Origin of the sequence: Sphingobacterium kitahiroshimense, assembly GCF_025961315.1 — a bacterium.
GTDB classification, from domain to species: domain Bacteria; phylum Bacteroidota; class Bacteroidia; order Sphingobacteriales; family Sphingobacteriaceae; genus Sphingobacterium; species Sphingobacterium anhuiense.
Map to the genome: position 1 here is coordinate 5556525 of NZ_JAOQNK010000001.1, position 20557 is coordinate 5577081.

The following is a 20557-nucleotide window of genomic DNA, read 5'->3' on the forward strand; positions in this document are numbered from 1 at the left end:
GGGAGCCTAAGTTCATGGTTTGTAGTCGTCCCATCTTTAAATATAGTGATATAGATATTAATGATTATACGTTTTTTTATTATGAAGAGAACTTTATTGTTTGCAGGTTTATTAATGACCATACAGATGAACTTTGCTCAAGATTGGAAGCCCGCAGGTTCGCATATTTTAACTTCTTGGGGGGAACAAGTAAATGTTGAAAAGCCACATCCAGAATATCCGAGACCACAGCTCGTCCGATCGAACAATTGGCAAAATTTGAATGGACTTTGGAAATATGCCATTACACCTGTCGATGCTCAGGCTATTCCAACCCAATGGGAAGGTAATATTTTGGTACCATTTGCTGTTGAATCATCTTTGTCTGGCGTAGGGAAAGAAGTGGGAAAAGATAAAGCGTTGTGGTATAGTAATAGCATTACTTTAGATAAAGCAGTTCAAAAAAATAAGATTTTACTTCATTTCGGTGCCGTAGATTGGCAATGTGATGTATTTATCAATAACCAACTGGTCGGTAGGCACGAAGGGGGATTCGATCCCTTTACGATGGATATCTCAAAATTTCTTAAAAAGGGATCGAAGCAGGATATTGCTATTCGGGTATGGGATCCTACCGATGATGGGCCACAGCCACGCGGTAAACAAGTAAAGCATCCTAATGGAATCTGGTATACACCTGTGACAGGTATATGGCAAACAGTTTGGCTAGAGAGCGTTTCTCAAAGTCATATTGTAAGTACTAAGCAAACTCCGCAATTGGATGAGGGAAGCTTAACCTTTGAAGCTTTGGTATCCGGAGGTCAGCCTGGCGATCAGATCAAGGTGAAAGCTGTGGATGGCAGTCGTATTCTGCAGGAGCAATTAGGTGAGCCAAATGTGGCTTTTAAGATTGCTGTTCCAAATGCAGAGGAGTGGTCTCCTTCTAATCCTAAATTGTACGATCTGGAAATTCAATTGTTACGTAAGGGTAAAGTAATTGATCAGGCTAAAAGTTATTTTGCGATGCGTAAGATATCGATGCAGCAAGATAAAGATGGTATTCAACGATTAATGCTTAATAATAAGTTTACATTTCAGTATGGTCCATTGGATCAAGGCTGGTGGCCCGATGGTCTGCATACAGCTCCTTCAGATGAAGCGTTGAAATTTGATGTGATCAAAACTAAGGAAATGGGTTTCAACATGATCAGGAAACATATTAAGGTTGAACCTGCACGTTGGTACCGTCATTGCGATAGTATCGGTATGTTAGTTTGGCAAGATATGCCAAGCGGTGATCTTGGTGGAAATAATTGGGATATGCAACCCGGAAAAATTTCAGGAGGTGATCGTGACAAGACGCGTTCGGCAATATCAGAACAGTATTATCGTAAAGAATGGAAGGCGATAATGGAAGTTTTGCATAATTTCCCAAGCATCGTCATCTGGGTGCCTTTCAATGAGGCTTGGGGACAGTTTAAAACTAAGGAAATTACAGAATGGACAATTGCAAATGATCCATCTCGTTTAGTGAACAGTGCCAGTGGAGGGAATTTCATGGAAACTGGACATATTCTTGACATTCATAATTATCCAGATGCTGCTATGCCTGATCCTTCTTTATTTGGTGCAAATCAGGTTTTAGCATTAGGTGAATTTGGAGGTTTAGGCTTACCGGTTGAGGGGCATTCTTGGCAACAAAAAGACAACTGGGGTTATCAAAGTTTTAAAAATAAAACGGAGTTATTGGATCGTTATAAAAGACTTATTCATGATCTAAACCGTTTGATTCCAATGGGATTATCAGCGGCAGTTTATACGCAAACCACAGATGTGGAAGTTGAAACAAATGGACTAATGACCTACGATCGAAAAGTAATAAAAATGCCTGAAAGTGAACTGAAGGCAATTCACAAACCTTTATTTGAGTTTTTAATTAAACGTTAGTGTGTATTAGGTTGCTCTACTTTTGTGCAAGTGGAGTAACCTGATTCATGAAGATAATAAATTGAAAATTTATTTAAGTAATCCATCAATATATTCATAATGAAATTAAAATATGTCGCTATAGCTGTTCTGTTGTGTCAATCGCTTTTTTCGTCGGCGCAACATAATCCAGTCAAAAATAATTTGCGCGCACCTGCTTTTCCTCTAGTCACCATTGACCCCAATACCAGTGCGTGGTCGTATAGTGATGAACTTTATGGTGATGTTGTGCGGCATTGGACCGGAAAAACTTTTCCGTTGCTTGGCGTCATAAAAGTAGATGGTAAAGCCTATCGTTTTTTAGGTAAAGAGGAAATAGAATTAGAACCTATCGCACGAATGGGAGAAGATGATCACTGGAAAGCGCCATACACAGAGAAGGAACCTTCTGCCGGATGGAATACCTTGGCATTTGATGATGCGAACTGGAAAACAGGGATTGCGCCATTTGGTACAAAAGATAAAGAATCTCATGCGAAAACAGATTGGCAAGAGCCTAAGATATGGGTTAGAAGGATTATCAACTTAGAAAAAGATTTAGCGGGACAGTCTGTTTATATTGAATTTACCCATGATGATGATGCAATTTTATATGTTAATGGAATAGAAGTCGTTAATACCGGAAATAGAACCGGTAAAAATAATCGCGTCAAACTCTCAGATGAAGTTGTTAAAACCCTTCGGAAAGGGAAAAATATCATTGGAGGTTACTGCCACAACAGAGTTGCAAATGGCTTTTTTGATTTTGGCTTATTTTTAGAAAGAGAGGGGAGTAATCATTTTGATCAGGAAGCAAAGCAAGAAAGCGTTGATGTGCAAGCAACACAAACTCATTATGTTTTTGACTGTGGGCCGGTAAAAGTGAAAGTAAGTTTTACTGCTCCTATGTTTTTGGATAATTTGGATTTACTGACACGACCTGTCAATTATTTATCTTATCAAGTTGAATCAAAAGATGGTAAAAAACATCAAATCGAATTCTATCTTGAAGCATCTCCAAACTGGGCATTAAATTCGCCATTACAAGAATCTGAAAGTAGTGAATTTAAAAATGGATCCTTACAATACGTAAAAACAGGAAGTAAGAATCAACAGATACTGGGTAATAAAGGTGATGACTTGCGTATTGATTGGGGATATTTTTACATGGCTGGAGATCAAAAAAATACCAAAGCCATGATTGGTGATAGCCATGATTTAAGGAAACAATTCTTAAAATCAAATCACGTTATTCAAAGCTCTGTTTCAGGGAAGCAACTGGCCCTGCGTCAGTCATTCTCCGTAACGTCCAAATATAGTGATAAGATACTTTTAGGTTACGACGATTTATATGCGATTCAGTATTTTAACGAAAACTTACGTCCTTATTGGAATAGAGATGGCCAAAGTACCATTGAAAAACAATTTGATTTAGCAAATAAAGAATATAGCAAATTAATAAAAGCCTCAGATCAATTTGATGCCCAATTGATGCAAAGCGCGATCAAGGCTGGTGGTAAAGAATATGCAGCATTATGCGCACTTGCGTATCGTCAAGCGATAGCTGCACATAAATTGGTAAAAGCACCAAATGGTGATTTACTTTTGTTATCGAAGGAAAATGATAGCAATGGATCTATTGGCACCGTCGATATTACTTATCCCTCAGCACCATTATTTCTATACTATAATCCTGAACTGGCAAAAGGTCTTATGAATTTTATTTTCTATTACAGTGAAAGCAATAAGTGGACAAAACCTTTTGCGGCACATGACGTGGGTACCTATCCGATAGCAAATGGGCAAACCTATGGCGGAGATATGCCAGTAGAAGAGTCTGGCAATATGTTAATATTAACTTATGCTATTGCTAAAGCAGAAGGCAATGCTGCTTATGCAAAGAAACATTGGAAAGTCTTATCTACCTGGGTAGATTATTTGGTAGAGAAAGGACTTGATCCAGAAAATCAGTTATGTACAGATGACTTTGCAGGGCATTTTGCTCATAATGCCAACTTATCGATTAAAGCGATTTTAGGAATTGCTTCTTATGGTTATTTAGCGGAGATGATGGGTGATCAGCAAACCGCTGATAAGTATCTCAATCAAGCAAAATCAATGGCTAAGAAATGGAAGACAATGGCACAAGACGGTGATCATTATAAACTTACCTTTGATCAATCTGGTACGTGGAGTCAAAAATACAACATGGTCTGGGACAAAATATTAAAAATGAAAATTTTTGATGAAGATATTCGTACAACTGAGATCAAATACTATCTCACAAAGCAGAACATTTATGGTCTTCCATTGGATAACCGTCAACAGTATACAAAAACTGATTGGATTTCTTGGACTGCAACAATGGCCGATGACAAAGAAACCTTTGAAAAATTCATTAGCCCAGTATATCGTTTTATGAATGAGACAGTAGATCGTGTACCCATGTCAGATTGGATCTATACAGATAAACCTAAACGCTCAGGTTTTAAAGCTAGATCTGTAGTAGGTGGTTATTTTATCAAAATACTGGCAGAAAAAATGGAAAAAGTAAAGTAGATTTAGATAGGTTGGTTTGTAGGGCCTTGTGTATACCTGTATGCAACAAGGCCCTTTTTTTAATGCAGGCTCAACCTACGGACATATTATTCATTTATCATGTATCAATTAAATGTAACCGGTCGTTTTTTAGTACTTATATGTACTGTTTATTTTTCGATTTCGTGTAGTAGTTTAGGATTGCGGAAGAGCAATCTGACCGGTGGCAGTGATGCTACTACTGGATCTAACACGTATTTGAATCCAGTATTTGAGCCCATACTTGCGGATCCAACAGTACTTAAAGATCCGAAGTCAGCCTATTTCTATGCGTATGGTACTGCTGATAATTGGGGAGATGAACACGGAGAACGTCTCGTATCTATATTACAATCTAAAGACCTTGTTCATTGGAAATGGATAGGGACAGCCTTTCAACAGAAGCCATCATGGAAAATGGCTGGAGGAATCTGGGCACCTGATGTTATCAAGCTAAAGAACAAATATTTGCTGTACTATGCATTTTCCACTTGGGGAGATTCCAATCCAGGAATAGGTGTTGCGGTTGCAGATCAACCTATTGGTCCATTTTTATATCAAGGTAAATTATTCGATAGTCAAGAAATTCAAGTTCCCAATTCTATAGATCCCCATTTCTTCTCCGATAAAGGCATTAATTATCTGTTCTGGGGAAGTTTTAGTGATGCTGATACGCAAGGTACATATGGAATACCGTTGACAGATAATGGATTAGCTATTTCCAGTTTACAGAAAAAGTTTAAAGTGACCGCAGGAGATTTTGAAGCTGTTATGATTCATAAACGTAGAGGGTATTATTATTTATTTGGTTCAAAGGGTTCTTGCTGTGAAGGAGCCAAGAGTACTTATCATATTATGGTGGGGCGTGCAAAAGTATTGCAAGGCCCATATCTTGATAGAGAGGGGCGAGATTTGAAAATGAGGGGTGCTGGCACGCTGTTGCTAGAGGGTAATGACAACTTTGTAGGTACAGGGCATAATTCTCGTATCATGACCGATGAGAATGGCATTGATTGGATGCTGTATCATGGAATAAACCCTAAGCAAAGCCGTGTATCTTCAGGAGGTAACAGACGCGTTCTGCTCTTAGATCAAATTAAATGGGTCGCCGACTGGCCTATAGTGGAAAATAATACCAGTAGCCATTTAGCTAAGGAAGCACCATTTTTTAGAGCAGTACAATAGTCGACAGCACTATCCAAATTTTTAATCTATAGAGTTCGTAATACTAGCACTTAACAATCACTAGCTGTTAAGCTCCTTTCATATCTAGTTTTTTGTCTCGTTATATTCACTTGAAGATCAGTTGAGTTAATTTTAAAATTAATAATTACACTTTTTGGTAAAATTTGATAAATTCAATTTTACTGAAGTAATGAGTTGTTTTGACCAGGTGAAGGATGCAGATTAAGACGAACTCGCAATTGATAAATCTACCCATTTTGTTTCGTACATACTCACAATTTCAACTGCTCTTTTGAGACCGTTAAAGAGCGGTTTTGTGTTTATCTGATGTATATATTCTCATGTACGAGAAGCTATTCTTTACTGTCTTTTATAGAATTCTTTTTTGTGTAAAAATCGATAAACTTACTTCCTTTGGATGGTCTCTATTCATTTATTCTTTTTTTTAACCAAGTTTTTATCCTCGGAAATCTTGTTTGAAAATATATTCAACATGTCTTTTTGTTTATTTATGATACTAATTAGCAGACTGTTGAGATGAATTGGTAGTGTCATGTTTTTTGTATTGATTAATTTTGATTAATCAATTATAGCATTAAACCTTCTAATATAATTAGAGACTTTATTTGAAACCAGATGTATTCTGAGGTTAGGGAAATAGCGATTTTTATAAAATTATAGCTACTATTTTTTTTGACCATTATCATATAGTTCTATACTGGTATAGCAGTTATAAATGTCTTCACCTGGTTTTTTAAAAGATCTAAATTACAAGAAGTAAATTAAAAATGTAGCAGTTTATATATCGTTAAAAAGTGGAGACCGTATTGAGGTCCTTTTTTTAATTTAAAAAGCTAATACCATTTAGCTGTGGTGATATTATTCACTTATGTTATTTGTATCGATGATAATACTTTAAATACTGAGAATAAATTTTAACCAAATTATATTTTATGATAACTAAACAGTTTATTAACAGCAATAGGTGTCTCCTAAGCAATATGCTATGGACATTTCTTGTACTTATTTTTGGATTGGGGGGCTGTAAGGATGATATTAAAAATGTCACTGAGGCGTTGCCTTTTGATCCAGCTAAACCTGTGGTTGTATCTGATTTTAGTCCAAAAGCGGGAGGTATGGGGCAGCGCCTTGTTATCTATGGACAAAATTTTGGAAATGATCCCACAAAGATAAATGTGCTTATTGGAGGAAAGCAAGCAAAAGTCATTAGTGCCGTCGGAGAATCACTATACTGCTTGGTCCCAAGGCAATCGTTTAATGGGGACATTGAAGTGCGGGTCGGAGATCCAAATAAACAAACTATTGGTAAATCTGCAAAACCTTTTGACTACCAGCGCAAAATGGTTGTATCTACCATTATAGGATACCGAAACTCACGGGGGGATGAACCGTGGAGGGACGGAAAATTTAAGGATGCAGACCAAAGTAAAATGGCAAGTGGATTCTGGGAGCCTTCTTTTATGAAATTTGATCCTGTGAATCCGAAGCATCTCTGGATGACATTCGATAATAACAATGGACTTTACTTGATCAATTTTGCAGATAGTACCGTAACAAAAAAACGTTCTGATTTTGACCGTCCCCGTAGTATTGATTTCACGGTTGATCATAAATATATGATTATCGCAGAAGACCGCGGCGGAGAAAATGATCGAGCAACTTATCGATTATCGCGTGATAGACAGTGGCAGGATAGGGAGGTGCTGACCACCTATAGGCAGTGTAATGGTGCCTCTGTTCATCCTATTAATGGGGAGATGTATTTTAATAGTTATGAGAAAGGACAATTTTTTCGTTTCGATCTGAATAAATATTTTAATGAAGGTCTTGATGTTAAAGGCTACGAACAATTATTTGTCGTGCATGATCCGCAATGGGAATATAAGATTTTGATTCATCCTACGGGAAACTACGCATACATTGTTGTCATTAACCAGCACTATATCCTTCGTGTCGATTATAATTGGGAAAAGAAACAGTTTAATCAACCGTATTTGGTTTGTGGTCAACTTAGAGGAGCTGGTTATGAGGATGCGGTAGGTTCTTCTGCAAGACTGCGAAATCCTTATCAGGGAGTCTTTGTTAAAAATCCGAAATACGTCGCTGATGGTAAGACAGATGAATACGATTTTTATTTCACAGATCAGCAGAATCATGCTATCCGTATCTTGAAACCCGATGGGAGTGTGACGACTTTTGCAGGAAGAGGCAGTTCCAGTATCAATGCTAATCCATATGGCTATGTAGATGGAGACCTGAGACAGGAAGCACGTTTTGACAGACCTTCTGGTATCGCTTACAGTGAAACAGAAGGTGCATTTTATATAGGAGATCAATCAAATCGCCGTATCCGTAAAATCGCACTTGAAGAAATGGATCAAAGTATTAACGAATAACCAGTGGTTTTAATGATGAAAAAATTCTTAATAATATGCATGTTGCTGTTCGGCTTCACCTGTAGTCTTTTGGCTCAAGAGATCGTCGAAGTAACTGGTGTCGTCACGGACGCCCAAAAACAACCTTTAGTAGGGGTTAGTATTTTTGTAACCGATTCACCTGGATTAGGTACGGTTACCGATAATAATGGTCGGTATAAAATCAAAGTAGAACGCTATAAAAGATTAACATTTTCTTATATCGGATATATTAAACAAGACCTGCTGATTAAAGATGTCTTTGTTATAAATATGGCATTGGAAAAATCAGAAACAAGTGTTCTGGACGAAGTTGTAATCACAGGAACTGGTGCCCAAAAGCAATTGACTTCTACAGGAGCTGTAAGCAGTGTAAATGTCAATGACTTGAAATCCAATCCAACTTCGAGCTTATCCAATGCATTAGCAGGAAATGTACCGGGTGTGATGGCCATGATGCAATCTGGACAACCGGGTAAAAATATTTCTGAATTCTGGATTCGCGGTATTTCAACTTTTGGTGGTGGCACAGGTGCACTGGTTTTGGTTGATAATATTGAACGTAATATCAACGATATCAATATTGAAGACATTGAATCCTTCTCCGTGCTCAAAGATGCTGCAGTTACTGCAATATATGGTTCTAGAGGTGCAAATGGAGTTATTCTCATTACGACTAAACGAGGTAAGGAGGGTAAAATTAATATCAATTTTAAAGATGAAACAATTTATAATACCCGAACGATTACTCCTCAATTTGAAGATGGAGTCACTTACGCTAATCTCTTAAACGAATCGCGGATCACGCGTAATCAGGCACCCATTTATCAACCTGAAGAATTAGAAATTTTGAGATTAGGACTGGATCCAGATTTATATCCAAATGTAGATTGGCAAGATCTGTTACTCAAAGATGGTGCGATGACCTATAGAGCCAATCTGAATATGAGTGGCGGTGGCCCCACAGCGCGCTATTTTGCTTCAGGGAGTTATGTTGAAGAAGGTGGGATGTATAAGATCGATGAAACATTGCGTAATGATTATAATACCAATGCAAATTACAAACGTTGGAATTATCGTTTGAATACTGATTTTAATATCACAAAAACTACGGTAGCTAAAATTGGTGTTGCAGGATCGTTAGATAAACGAAACAGCCCAGGAATGGGGGATGATGATTTCTGGGGGGTACTCTTTGGGTATTCGCCCATCCGTACACCTGTTATGTATTCGAATGGTTACGTACCAGCGATCGGTACAGGGAATCAGACTAATCCCTGGGTAGTTGCTACGCAGACGGGCTTTAATGAGAATTGGACCAATAGTATCCAGACAAATGTATCTATAGAACAAAATTTCGATTTCATTACTAAAGGACTTCGGGCTAGGGGAATCGTCGGTTTTGATACCAACAATAAAAGTAATATATCCCGTCGTAAATGGCCTGAGCAATGGCGTGCTGAACGTGCGCGCGATGAAAATGGAAATCTGATTTTTACGCATGTATCCAATCCCAGTGAAATGTTTCAAATGAGTGGAGCTGAGGGAGAAAGACGTGAATTTCTGGATTTAATGTTCAATTATGATCGAAGCTTTGGCGATCATAATATAGGTGGGGTAATCCGTTTTACGCGTGACGCCTTAGTAAAAACCGTAAACATTGGTGATGATATTAAGAATGGTATATCGAGAAGAAATCAAGCACTCGCAGGACGGGTAACCTATAATTGGAAAAATAGATACATTACCGATTTTAATTTTGGTTACACCGGTTCCGAAAATTTCGCTATTGGACAGCAGTATGGTTTTTTTCCAGCAGTTTCTGCAGCCTGGAACGTATCAGAGGAATCCTTTATCAAGGAAAACTTCGATTGGGTCAATATGTTTAAGATCCGGTATTCATGGGGTCGCGTCGGTAATGATCAATTAAAAGTAGGTAATAATCAGGAAAGGTTTCCTTATTTATATACGATCGAAGAAATCTGGCGAAGGAATAGTGACGGAAGTTTTGCTTTAGATGGTGCAGGTAACAGGATACCAGATGGGGGTTACCAATGGGCCGATTATGGTTTCAATAGGTACTATCAAGGAATGAAATATGCGCAAGTAGCGTCTCCATATGTGACCTGGGAGATGGCAACGAAACAAAATCTAGGATTCGATATTTCACTTTTTAAAGATAAGATTGTTGCTAATCTTGATTTCTTCAATGAGGAGCGAACAGGTATATATATGGAACGCAGATTTTTACCTGCGATCGTTGGACTTGAAAGTACGCCTCGTGCCAATGTAGGCGCGGTGCAGTCACGGGGTTTCGATGGTCGATTTGAATATAAGCAAACGTTAGGGGCTTTCAATATCACTGCAAGAAGTAATATTACCTATAGTAAGAATATCATTTTAGAAAAAGATGAAGAGAATAATGTGTACGGTTATCAGAATGAACGCGGTTTCCGTGTTGATCAGGCTAAAGGATTAGTTGCTTTAGGTCTCTTCAAAGATTATGATGACATCCGCAACAGTCCGAATCAAACTTTCGGAAATTATCAACCTGGAGACTTGAAATATAAAGATATTAATGGTGATGGAGTGATTGATGATGGTGACCGTGTACCTATTGGTGCTACCAGAAGACCAAATTTGATTTATGGTATCGGTGCTTCGATCAGTTGGAAAGCGATTGATCTCAATGTCCATTTTCAAGGAGCGGGAAAATCTACTTTCTCCACCTATGGAAAAACTGTGCACGCATTCAGTGAGGGCGAGTGGGGGCAAGTTATGAAAGGCGTAATGGGCGATAACCGTTGGGTTTCTGCGGATATTTCAGGAGATCCAGCGACTGAAAACCCAAATGCTTCCTATCCACGTTTAAGTTATGGCTATAACGCTAACAATTTTAGAGAATCTACCTACTGGCTTAGAAATGGTCAATATCTTCGTCTTAAAACGCTGGATATCGGTTACTCTATTCCTAAGTCATTAGCTAATCGAATCAAGACTAATAACATTCGAATTTTTCTTGTTGGAAGTAACTTGTTGACCTGGTCAAAATTTAAGCTTTGGGATCCTGAACTCGCGAGCCCTAGGGGTGAAGACTATCCGCTTCCGAAATCATTTACGTTAGGCATTAATGTTAATCTATAAATTGAATAAAAATGCAAAAGAAGATATATTTCATGCTATTATTTGTGCTGTGCACAACTTTTATTTCCTCCTGTAAAAAGAATTATCTGGAATCTGATCAATATTTTAAGGATCGGATCACGATTGAAAAAGTCTTTAAGAGTAAAGTATATACAGAGGAGTGGTTAGCACATGTTTTCCAAGAGTTTAAAGGAGAGAATGTTGACGTTGCCAGCAAGGGGCTCACGCCCCATAATTTTGCAGATGATATGTATTATGGTGATCGGGATCGTGATTTTGATCCTTCAAAGACCGAACTATCCTATAATATGTTCAAAATGGGGATTTATACTGAAAATGATAAGCAAGGTAGCTGGACGCAGTGTTATCGGGGCATTCGCAATGCCACTACTTTTATTCATCATGTGTATATGAATACAGAAATGACTGCTGCTGAGATCGAAGATTATCGCGGGCAAGCTCGTTTTGGTAGAGCTTACCTCTATTGGTTACTCTTGCGGAAATACGGTCCGATTCCATTGTTACCTGATGAAGGAATTGATTATACACAAAGTTATGATGACATTGCTACAGCACGCAGCACCTATGAGGAGTGTGCTAAATTTATTGCTGATGAGCTATTATTGGCGGCTAAAGAAATGGAAAAGCTAGGTATGAATCGTGGTCAGGATGGTTCTGCTCGCCCTAGTTGCGGTGCCGCATTGGCCACACGTGCTAAAGTATTGCTGTATGCGGCAAGTCCATTAGCCAACGGAAATACGTCAACCTTTTCAGCGAGATTGGTCGATGATGTCGGTAAGCGGTTGCTTTCAGTAGATTATCAAGATGAGAAATGGGCTCTGGCTGCAGCCGCTGCGCGAGATGTGATTGAATTAGGCGTATATCGGCTGTATTGGGTTCCAATCCAAGAAACTGGTGATGATGCAACTGTAGTTCCGCCAAATGATAATAATTTTTCAGGAAAGAACTGGCCGGAAGGTTGGGCAAATATTGATCCTTCCAAATCCTATGCGCAAGTGTTTGACGGTACTTTGCAAGCCTCAGGAAATCCGGAACTTATTTTCACTAGAGGTAATAATCAAGATGGTGAAAGCGTAGCAGATATGGTTATCCATCAGTTGCCTCGTTCTGCAACCGGATGGAATACGCATGGTCTTACACAGAAGCTCGTCGATGCATATTATATGAATGACGGAAAAGATATTCCAGGTAAAGATAGTGAGATCGGACGTGGAAATGGAACAAACCGGTTAAGTGGTTATGTATCAGCTGATGATTATAGCAAAGGTAAATATAGGCCATTGAGAGAAGGTGTTTCTTTGCAATATGCCAATCGAGAGCCTCGGTTTTATGCTTCTGTTGCTTATAATGGTAGCTTCTGGACTTTACTGAATGAGACCTTGGAACGCAATCGCAATCAGCAAGTGTTTTATTACCGCGATGATACAAAGGGTAATGGCTTCAACTCATCCAATGCATACTGGCTTCGTACGGGTTTTGGAGTGAAAAAATTTGTTCATCCAAGTGACACTTACGAGGGGGGGAGTGCGTCACGCGTTATTTCAAAAGCTGAACCTGCCATTCGTTATGCTGATATTTTATTGGTCTATGCCGAGGCATTAAATGAATTAAGTGGTTCCTATAATATTCCTTCGTGGCGCGGTACAACTTATGCGATCAGTCGCGATATTAAAGAGATACAGCGTGGTACTCATCCGGTTCGTATTCGTGCTGGTGTACCAGACTATCCTGCTCAGGTGTATACTAGCAAAGTGGAATTAAGAAAAACTTTGAAACGAGAACGTTTTATAGAATTGATGGGAGAGGGACAGCGTTACTATGATTTACGTCGTTGGATGGATGCGCCTGTTGAGGAGGCTTTACCAGTTTATGGGTGTAATATTTTGATGAATGTTAAGGAGCGAGATCTCTTTCATAGACCAGTAGCCATATGGACACTTAAAACGACCTTTGCGGATAAAATGTGGTTTTGGCCGATCAGTCATAGTGAGCTTAAACGTAATAAGAGATTGACTCAAAATCCAGGATGGACTTACAATGATTAAAGATATGTGATGCTTATGCATATGAGCTAAGCGGTATAACACAGTGATGGAATATTGTAAAATTAGTTGATGCATGCTTTTAGATCGTAAATAATATAGTACTTAAAATAAATGCCTTTAAAAAAAAAGAGTGTTACTAAACTCTTGTATGCCCTTTATAATTTACACTTATAAAAATAAATTGTCCAATGAAAAAAAGATATATACAACTCTTGTTACTCTCTTTGCTGTTCTTATTTAGCGGCTGCAATGATGAATGGAAAGATGAACAATTTGAAAATTTTGTGTCATTTAAAGCACCTTTGACAATTGAGGGTGTTTCTAATATCTATGTGCGGTATAAAGGAGATCAGAAAACGACTTTCATGCTACCTATGATCGTTAGCGGATCGACTATCAATGATAAAAATATGACTGTTCAAGTTCGTGTGGATCCCGATACATTGAAGGTGTTGAATTATGAACGTTTTCAAAACAGGGAAGATTTTTATTACCGGGAGCTTATGAGTCAATACTTTTCAATGATTCCAGCAGTTCATATAAAAGCTGGTGAAAGCACTGCTTTAATGCCAATAGATTTCACGCTTAAAAATATTGACATGGTCGATAAGTGGGTTCTCCCATTAACGATCTTGGACGATGCGTCCAATGGATACAAAGCTAATCCTCGAAAACATTATCGTAAAGCTTTATTGCGTATCTATCCTTTTAACAATTACTCGGGAACCTATAGCGGTACAGCTTTGAAAACAAATATGGAGGGATATGAAAACGAAACTCCTATTGTTAAAAGTGAAATTCGGAGTTATGTCGTTGATGAAAATACGATTTTCTTTTATGCAGGAAACATAGATGAAGAACGACAAGATCGTGGTAAATATAAAATTTATGCAACTTTTAATGAAACTGGTGGGGTCAGCTTTCGTGCTGATAATGCCAACATGAATTTCAAAGTGAATAAAGATGCCAGTTATACTATTTCAGAGCAGATGGATGCGGTAAGGCCTTATCTACTGCACCGCTACATTGCTATCAATAATATTGACTATCAATTTACCGACTATACGATGGTTCCAAATGTTGCTATTAAATATAAGGTTACGGGGTCATTGATTTTACAACGGCGATTGAACACCGAGATTCCTGACGAAGATCAGTCAATCGAATGGTAAAGAAGGAACGATCGGATGTGTCGCAGAAAAACTAGTTTGGTGATTTAGTTTGTAGGAAAATGCGGAGCGTAAAAACTTCGCATTTTTTTTATTTTAACGGGCTAACATCATGGAAGATATTAGCCCGTTAATTTTAAAGGTTGCGTTTTTATCATATTGTGAGAAACAGTAACCATGTCTGGCTTTTTTATTTGGTTGTTCAATTATTCATGATTTTGAATCGGTTCGTTTGTTTGCGCTAAACGTTGGGAACCATTATTTGCAGGACATGAGATATCGTCTGTCGCATCATAGATTAATTTTTTACCTGGTTTTATTAATTCTTCAGGTACATAAATTTGAATACGGGTTATGCTATATCCACTAGGGAAATAACGAATATAGTAACCATCAGGATGTAATGTCCAAATTCCACTTGGTGTATCTGTTCTTGGCATAGCCATACCCGCCAAAATTGCATATTGTTCAAATTCTTCATAGGAGTAATTACCTGAAGAAACTAGGCTTCTAATATTATTTTCAGCTTCAAAGACTGCGCGCAGCGATGCAGGCAATTGTTCTTTGGCAGCAGCCATTGCATCAAAAGGTAAAATTCCAAGTGCGCCCCCTTCTAGTTGCAAAAGTTGTTTAGGTGTTAGCAATGTCAATGCTGTTTCTTTTACGGAGCCAGCGTAATCGATAAATTTTGTTTTAGCTATTATTGTCCATAAGAGCATCTGAATATCGCTTTGTTTTACTTCGGGATGTTGTTCAGCACTTTTAAGTATGGCTGTAACAACTTCTTTTTTCTTACCTAAGGTGGGTGCATACATATAACCATCTCCCGATGATGGCGCATGAGTGCCCGCTTTTAAGCAGTAGCTTTTGTTTGTCATCTCGAAATGACCAGCCTGTAAAATATAACCATCTTTGGCGTTTCTGGGAAGTTCCTGTAATGGCTTATAATTTGCATCTTGTTGAAAACTTGGCATCTGCTCACCTTTTCTATCTACATCTTCAAAATTCGTGGATATCGCTTCGGGTTCTTTGAGTAGTTTGTCCAAACCTAGCGCTTGTGTGCCCTTACTTGTTGCTACTTTTCCTACTTTATTGAGAAAGCCTCCAAGTTGTGCGGTTGCAAGCTCAGTTGTGAGTATAAAACTTAACAAAAGTGATAGTTTTAATACCATTTTTTGAATTTTCATAGTTTTTCTATTTATGGTTAGTTTTTGTCTATTTCAAAAGCTTTGTTCATCATCTAGTTTTATCGTGCTCGTTGACTTGTTTCTAGATAAGTAAAGATAGGTATCCTTTATTATTATGGAAATATAAGAATTGAATTTTAAGGTTGTATGAATTTTAAAATAATAATTTGTCATGGATGCTAATTATTCTGATTCCTTGATCTCTCCGCCTACCAAAATATTAATAAGTCCATAGAAGTCCTATGCTTATTTGATATAGATCCAGTATAACCAGTCTTTTTCCAGTTCCTCTATTGTATTTTTAATCAAGTTGAACTTAAGTTTAGGATATTTATTGTGTATGTATTACTTCAATTGATAAGTCTGGCTAAATACTTTTGAAGAGAAATAATACGGAAATCTAGAAGTAGGAAAATTAGCTCCGAAAGGCTCCTGTTTTTTCAGTATTTTCTTTTGAATGGAGAACAGTATGATGGTAGGGGTAATAGAATATTGACTTGTCTTCTTAGTCTAAGTATGAATTGGTAAGTTGTTTTTTTGTTAAAAAACAAAAGGTTTTCAAACGGGGAGAATGAAAACCTTTATAACCAATTATAAACCTAAATTATGATGACACAAATATAGTGTTATTTGTACACTAAGACAAATTTTTTTTAATATTTTTTTCGAATTGTATCCTATTTTGATTTAACCTTAATTTTTACGGGTTATTCGTTTCTTTTTTATTTCTTTGCAGTAGCGTTTTCTTTGTTTGATTTTGGGATAAGGTATTGCTTGCTATTTTGAAAACAGATTGAATATTATGCTTAGCATAAAGCATCTTATACGTTATTGATGGAGAAAAATGCGCACTATTACTTTTTACCCTGTTTTATTATAGTACCATTTGAATTATATTCAATGAAGGTAAAGTGGGGTTATCATATCAGTAATAGTTGAAAATATAATAAGTGAAAAATATTGGAGGTTATAATGTATTTATCATCACCGTATGTTTTTTTTAAAAGATTAGATGATGAAAACATTAAAAGATTTAATAAATAAGGATCGATTTGGTTGGGCACTTGTACAAAAGTGGATGGAAAATTCAAAGAATACCTTTGAAACTTTGCCAAGAGTTTCTAAGCGAGCTGATGAGGAGTTGTTACGCTTGCAGATTTCAACTAAATCGCCGATGGGGGCTATTGTTTTTGAAACAGGGGGTATTCTAATTGAAAATGGATGGTTACGTATCTTAGGTTCGGGTTCCACAAAGCTGAATAGAGGTATGATGGAGTGGAATAAAGGTAAGACCTATGTCAATGAAGGAGAGAAAGGGGGCTTCTTACTGATTGCTGATGATGTTTTGGGTGGATATTTTGCAATTAATGCTGGGGAGCTGGGGGAAGAGATAGGTAAAATATATTACTTTGCTCCAAATACTTTGCGTTGGGAAAGTTTGGAATGCGGTTACGCAGACTTCATTAATTGGTCATTAAATGGAGACCTTGGTTTATTTTATCAAGACTATCAATGGGATGGTTGGAAAGCAGATGTTGCAACGGTTGAAGGAAATCAAGTGTATTCTTTTGATCCCAATCTGAGTGTACCTGAAAAGAATAATAATATACGAAGGAGCAAAAGACTAATTTTGATTGATGAACATGTCAAATTAGCATTGCAGTCTATATAATCGTAACGTATTGTGATTAGTCTTTTTCGGCATAATTGCTCTTGTGAAGATTCGATCTTTCATAGTTAGTCGCTGGATATTTTGTTATTACACAGTAGGTAGTGAAAAAATTATCCAGCGATTTTAGTATAGAATGAAATGTTTGTTTAAAGGAATTGAAACGTGAATTTTAACGTTATAAGTTTGGTTTTCTGTTAAAAAACAAAAGGTTTTCAAACGGGGAGAATGAAAACCTTTATAACCAATTATAAACCTAAATTATGATGACACAAATATAAGTGTTATTTTTACACTAAGCAAAATTATTTTAAATTTATTTATTCAAATTGCACAAATATGACTTTTGATTAGGTAAGCGTAGATGTTCAACAGTTGTATTAAGTGATCATTATTTATTATTAGGTGTATGAATAATAAGATTAAAAAACAATTTCCAGTTAAAACAGTACAGCCTGTCCTGGATCAAAACTATTGGAATACGAAGTGGCAGAACAATCAAACCGGTTGGGATATCGGTTATGCTTCTCCGGCTATTACCGCGTATATGGCGCAATACCCTAATAAAAATGCGGCAATTTTAATAGCGGGCTGCGGAAATGCCTACGAAGCGGTCTACTTATTAGAGAATAATTTCACTGACATTACTTTAATTGATTTTGCTGAAGAAGCAGTTAAAGGATTGATTGAAAAATTTGCGGGATATCCTGCTATAAAGATTCTTTGTACAGATTTTTTTGAACACGAGAGACAATATGATCTGTTGTTGGAACAAACTTTTTTTTGTGCGATTGCACCGGAAAGACGTGCCGATTACGTGCAAAAAGTATTATCCTTGCTGAAACCACAGGGTCGGATTGTTGGTTTACTTTTTGATAAAGCATTTGAAGCACCTGGGCCTCCTTTTGGAGGTGATGTTGTTACTTATGAAAAGCTTTTCAGACCTTTTTTTTCCATCGACAAAATGGAAAAGTGTTACAATAGTATTTCACCAAGAGCAGGAAAAGAGATTTTTATTAATTTTTCAAAACCTTAATCCAATTATGGAATTCTATGAGAGCAGGCGCATAAGAGCTTACACGGGTTTTCTTCCATATAGTAACAGTCGTTTAAAGGCATATATGGCTGGAAATTTGGGAAATTTTTGTTCGATACGACTTTTATAAACCGTAATAAACTCTTCTTTTTGATCCTCCTGTAGTTTGTCCAGATAAGGAATTAAAGCAGAGCCAGAAATAAAGTTTAGTAATTCTTGTGAACTTTGTGCAATTATGGGATATACTTTTTGAATAATTTGCAAATTTATCAATCCTGCGTCATACATAATTGCCGCATATTGATCTATTGATAACATTGGTGATTCTCTTTTCCATCCACTGAGATAGTCATTAAATGGCTGTTCTTGCACTAATGTTAATAAAATTTGATTTAAGATATTATCCGATTGCATCGGCATTTGAATTGCAATTTGGCCATTGGGATTTAATAGCGACAAAAGATCGGGAAATAAGGTTTGATGGTTATCAGACCACTGTAATGCTGCATTGCTAAATATCAGGTCCCATTTTTGTTTTGTATCGAGGACATCCTTAGTAGTAGCTATTTTAAATGCTAATCTGTCATTTTTAAATTGTGAAGACTCCGATAACATCGCTTCTGAAGAATCAACACCTAGAAATTGCGCGTTTTTTAACTTGTTGGACAGGATAAAAGTTTGTTCACCTGTACCACAGCCAATATCGATACAATTTTGTTGTGGTTCTTCAGTAATAAAATTGATTAAATCGTAAAATGGTTGATTGCGTATATCTTTAAATTGATTGTAAATTTGGGGATTCCACTTCATATTTTTCTATGTTATGATTGTCAATACATCTTTGTAATCTAATTTAACTAAATTTTGATTGATAAACACTAATTATATGTTCAGCTTTTGTTTTTCTTTTTTTTTCGCTATCAATTACAATTTTTCTATGCTGAAAACTAAGTGTAAACAATTTATATTTTTTTGATAATAAAGTTTTATTTTCAAATTGCTTGATTTTAAGTTTGTTATTTTCTTTCTTTATATCGAAAGTGACATATTGTCAACTTTAAATAAGTTATTCAGACATTTTGTCTATGTATTTTTTGTTTTAATGTTTTGGTATGGGAATTGAAATACTGATGTAAATTGATTAATAAAAAATAAAGTATAAACATAAAAGGAGGACAAAAAATGGCATTAATTAAATTTCCAACAAAAAGCTTGAATACTGATTCTGTAAATCCATTTGTAAGTACAGTGTTTGATAATTTGTTTAACGATTCTTTTATTTCGGATCGTCTGATTTCCCGCGTTCCGGCGGTGAACATTTCGGAGACAGAAAAGGCTTTTCGTATTGAGCTGGCTGCTCCAGGTTTAACGAAGTCTGATTTTAAGATCAATGTAGATAAAAAAATAATAACTATATCTGCTGAGAAAAAAGAAGAGTCAGTAAGTGAAGAGAAATTATTTAGTAAAAGAGAGTTTAATTACACTTCTTTTTCAAGATCTTTTGCATTGCCTGAAACGGTAGATCACAGCAATATTGACGCGGTCTACGAAGATGGTGTTTTAGTAGTGACAGTGGGCAAGAGAGAAGATGCTATTGTAGCAAAAAGATTAATAGAAGTTAAGTAATATGTGTTTATTGAAAAAAGCTTCAAGGAGTAAATTCCTTGAAGCTTTTTTTATTCTAAAATTTCTGTGTAATCGTCCGCTTTAGGAATTTTATCCATAAAATGATTCCATTCTTGAGGAATGAATGTTAATTTTCTTTTTTCTAAATCTAGCCAAGCACCATCGACATTAATGGTAGCACTTTTTGTTCCATCTGCTTTAAAAACGATATGCCTAAAAGAAAATCGGCTATTGGAAATATTGAATTTGGTTAATTCTACTTCAACATAAATTTCTTCATCGAGATGAATTTCTCTATGATATAGTAGCTCTTCTCTAAATAGGATGGGGCCTATGTGATGTTTAGCAAATTGCTCTAGAGATAATCCAATTTTATTTAACATATTGCTTCTTGCTTGTGCACAGAAGTCTGCATATGCGGAGTGACGTAAATGCCGATTTGGATCAATCTGCGCCCATAATACCTGACCTTTAAAAAATATTTTATCCATACGATGATATTTTTTGTTTTCAACCTAA

13 protein-coding genes are annotated in these 20557 nt (G+C 36.7%); 10 read left to right on the forward strand and 3 right to left on the reverse strand.

All coding sequences use genetic code 11. The annotated features are described in order from the left end of the window. Nucleotides 1–81: 81 nt before the first annotated feature. The 7 genes from M2265_RS23710 to M2265_RS23740 all read left to right on the forward strand — a co-directional run bounded on the left by M2265_RS23710 (nt 82) and on the right by M2265_RS23740 (nt 14523). Entirely contained in the window at nt 82–1926 is a 1845-nt protein-coding gene (locus M2265_RS23710) for a glycoside hydrolase family 2 protein (protein WP_132770150.1), read from the forward strand. A 99-nt stretch (nt 1927–2025) separates the two neighbouring features. After that, nucleotides 2026–4503 carry a glutaminase family protein gene (locus M2265_RS23715; protein WP_132770148.1) on the forward strand — a complete coding sequence of 826 codons (2478 nt, stop codon included), beginning with the start codon at nt 2026–2028 and terminating at the stop codon, nt 4501–4503. Nucleotides 4504–4602: 99 nt separating this feature from the next. Continuing rightward, entirely contained in the window at nt 4603–5706 is a 1104-nt protein-coding gene (locus M2265_RS23720) for a family 43 glycosylhydrolase (protein ID WP_132770146.1), read from the forward strand. A 953-nt stretch (nt 5707–6659) separates the two neighbouring features. Further along, nucleotides 6660–8123 (forward strand): IPT/TIG domain-containing protein, encoded by a 1464-nt coding sequence (locus M2265_RS23725; RefSeq protein WP_207902419.1) that lies wholly within the window; start codon nt 6660–6662, stop codon nt 8121–8123. A 12-nt stretch (nt 8124–8135) separates the two neighbouring features. Further along, nucleotides 8136–11285: a SusC/RagA family TonB-linked outer membrane protein gene (locus M2265_RS23730; RefSeq protein WP_243655411.1), complete on the forward strand. Its 3150-nt coding sequence runs from the start codon at nt 8136–8138 to the stop codon at nt 11283–11285. An 11-nt stretch (nt 11286–11296) separates the two neighbouring features. Then, nucleotides 11297–13351, forward strand: coding sequence for a RagB/SusD family nutrient uptake outer membrane protein (locus M2265_RS23735; protein WP_132770144.1), 2055 nt, complete (start codon nt 11297–11299; stop codon nt 13349–13351). A 188-nt stretch (nt 13352–13539) separates the two neighbouring features. Next, nucleotides 13540–14523, forward strand: a complete 984-nt coding sequence (locus M2265_RS23740) for a DUF4973 domain-containing protein (RefSeq protein WP_132770142.1) — start codon at nt 13540–13542, stop codon at nt 14521–14523. A 203-nt stretch (nt 14524–14726) separates the two neighbouring features. On the opposite strand, the gene M2265_RS23745 is transcribed toward M2265_RS23740, so the two are convergent. Then, the gene (locus M2265_RS23745; protein WP_132770140.1) at nt 14727–15707 is read right to left on the reverse strand and encodes a hypothetical protein; all 981 of its coding nucleotides are present in this window, start codon (nt 15705–15707) and stop codon (nt 14727–14729) included. 1012 nt (nt 15708–16719) lie between these two features. Here M2265_RS23745 and M2265_RS23750 point away from each other — a divergent pair. Both M2265_RS23750 and M2265_RS23755 read left to right on the forward strand, forming a co-directional pair. Continuing rightward, nucleotides 16720–17379: a DUF2625 family protein gene (locus tag M2265_RS23750; protein ID WP_207902418.1), complete on the forward strand. Its 660-nt coding sequence runs from the start codon at nt 16720–16722 to the stop codon at nt 17377–17379. A gap of 406 nt (nt 17380–17785) precedes the next feature. Beyond that, nucleotides 17786–18412: a methyltransferase gene (locus tag M2265_RS23755; RefSeq protein WP_132770138.1), complete on the forward strand. Its 627-nt coding sequence runs from the start codon at nt 17786–17788 to the stop codon at nt 18410–18412. 39 nt (nt 18413–18451) lie between these two features. On the opposite strand, the gene M2265_RS23760 is transcribed toward M2265_RS23755, so the two are convergent. Continuing rightward, on the reverse strand, nt 18452–19222 hold the full coding sequence (locus M2265_RS23760; RefSeq protein ID WP_132770136.1) for a methyltransferase domain-containing protein: 771 nt from the start codon (nt 19220–19222) through the stop codon (nt 18452–18454). Between the two features lie 372 nt (nt 19223–19594). On the opposite strand from M2265_RS23760, the gene M2265_RS23765 reads away from it, so the two are divergent. Then, nucleotides 19595–20038 (forward strand): Hsp20/alpha crystallin family protein, encoded by a 444-nt coding sequence (locus M2265_RS23765; RefSeq protein WP_021191225.1) that lies wholly within the window; start codon nt 19595–19597, stop codon nt 20036–20038. A gap of 50 nt (nt 20039–20088) precedes the next feature. On the opposite strand, the gene M2265_RS23770 is transcribed toward M2265_RS23765, so the two are convergent. After that, entirely contained in the window at nt 20089–20529 is a 441-nt protein-coding gene (locus M2265_RS23770) for an acyl-CoA thioesterase (RefSeq protein ID WP_132770134.1), read from the reverse strand. Between the last annotated feature and the right edge of the window lie 28 nt (nt 20530–20557).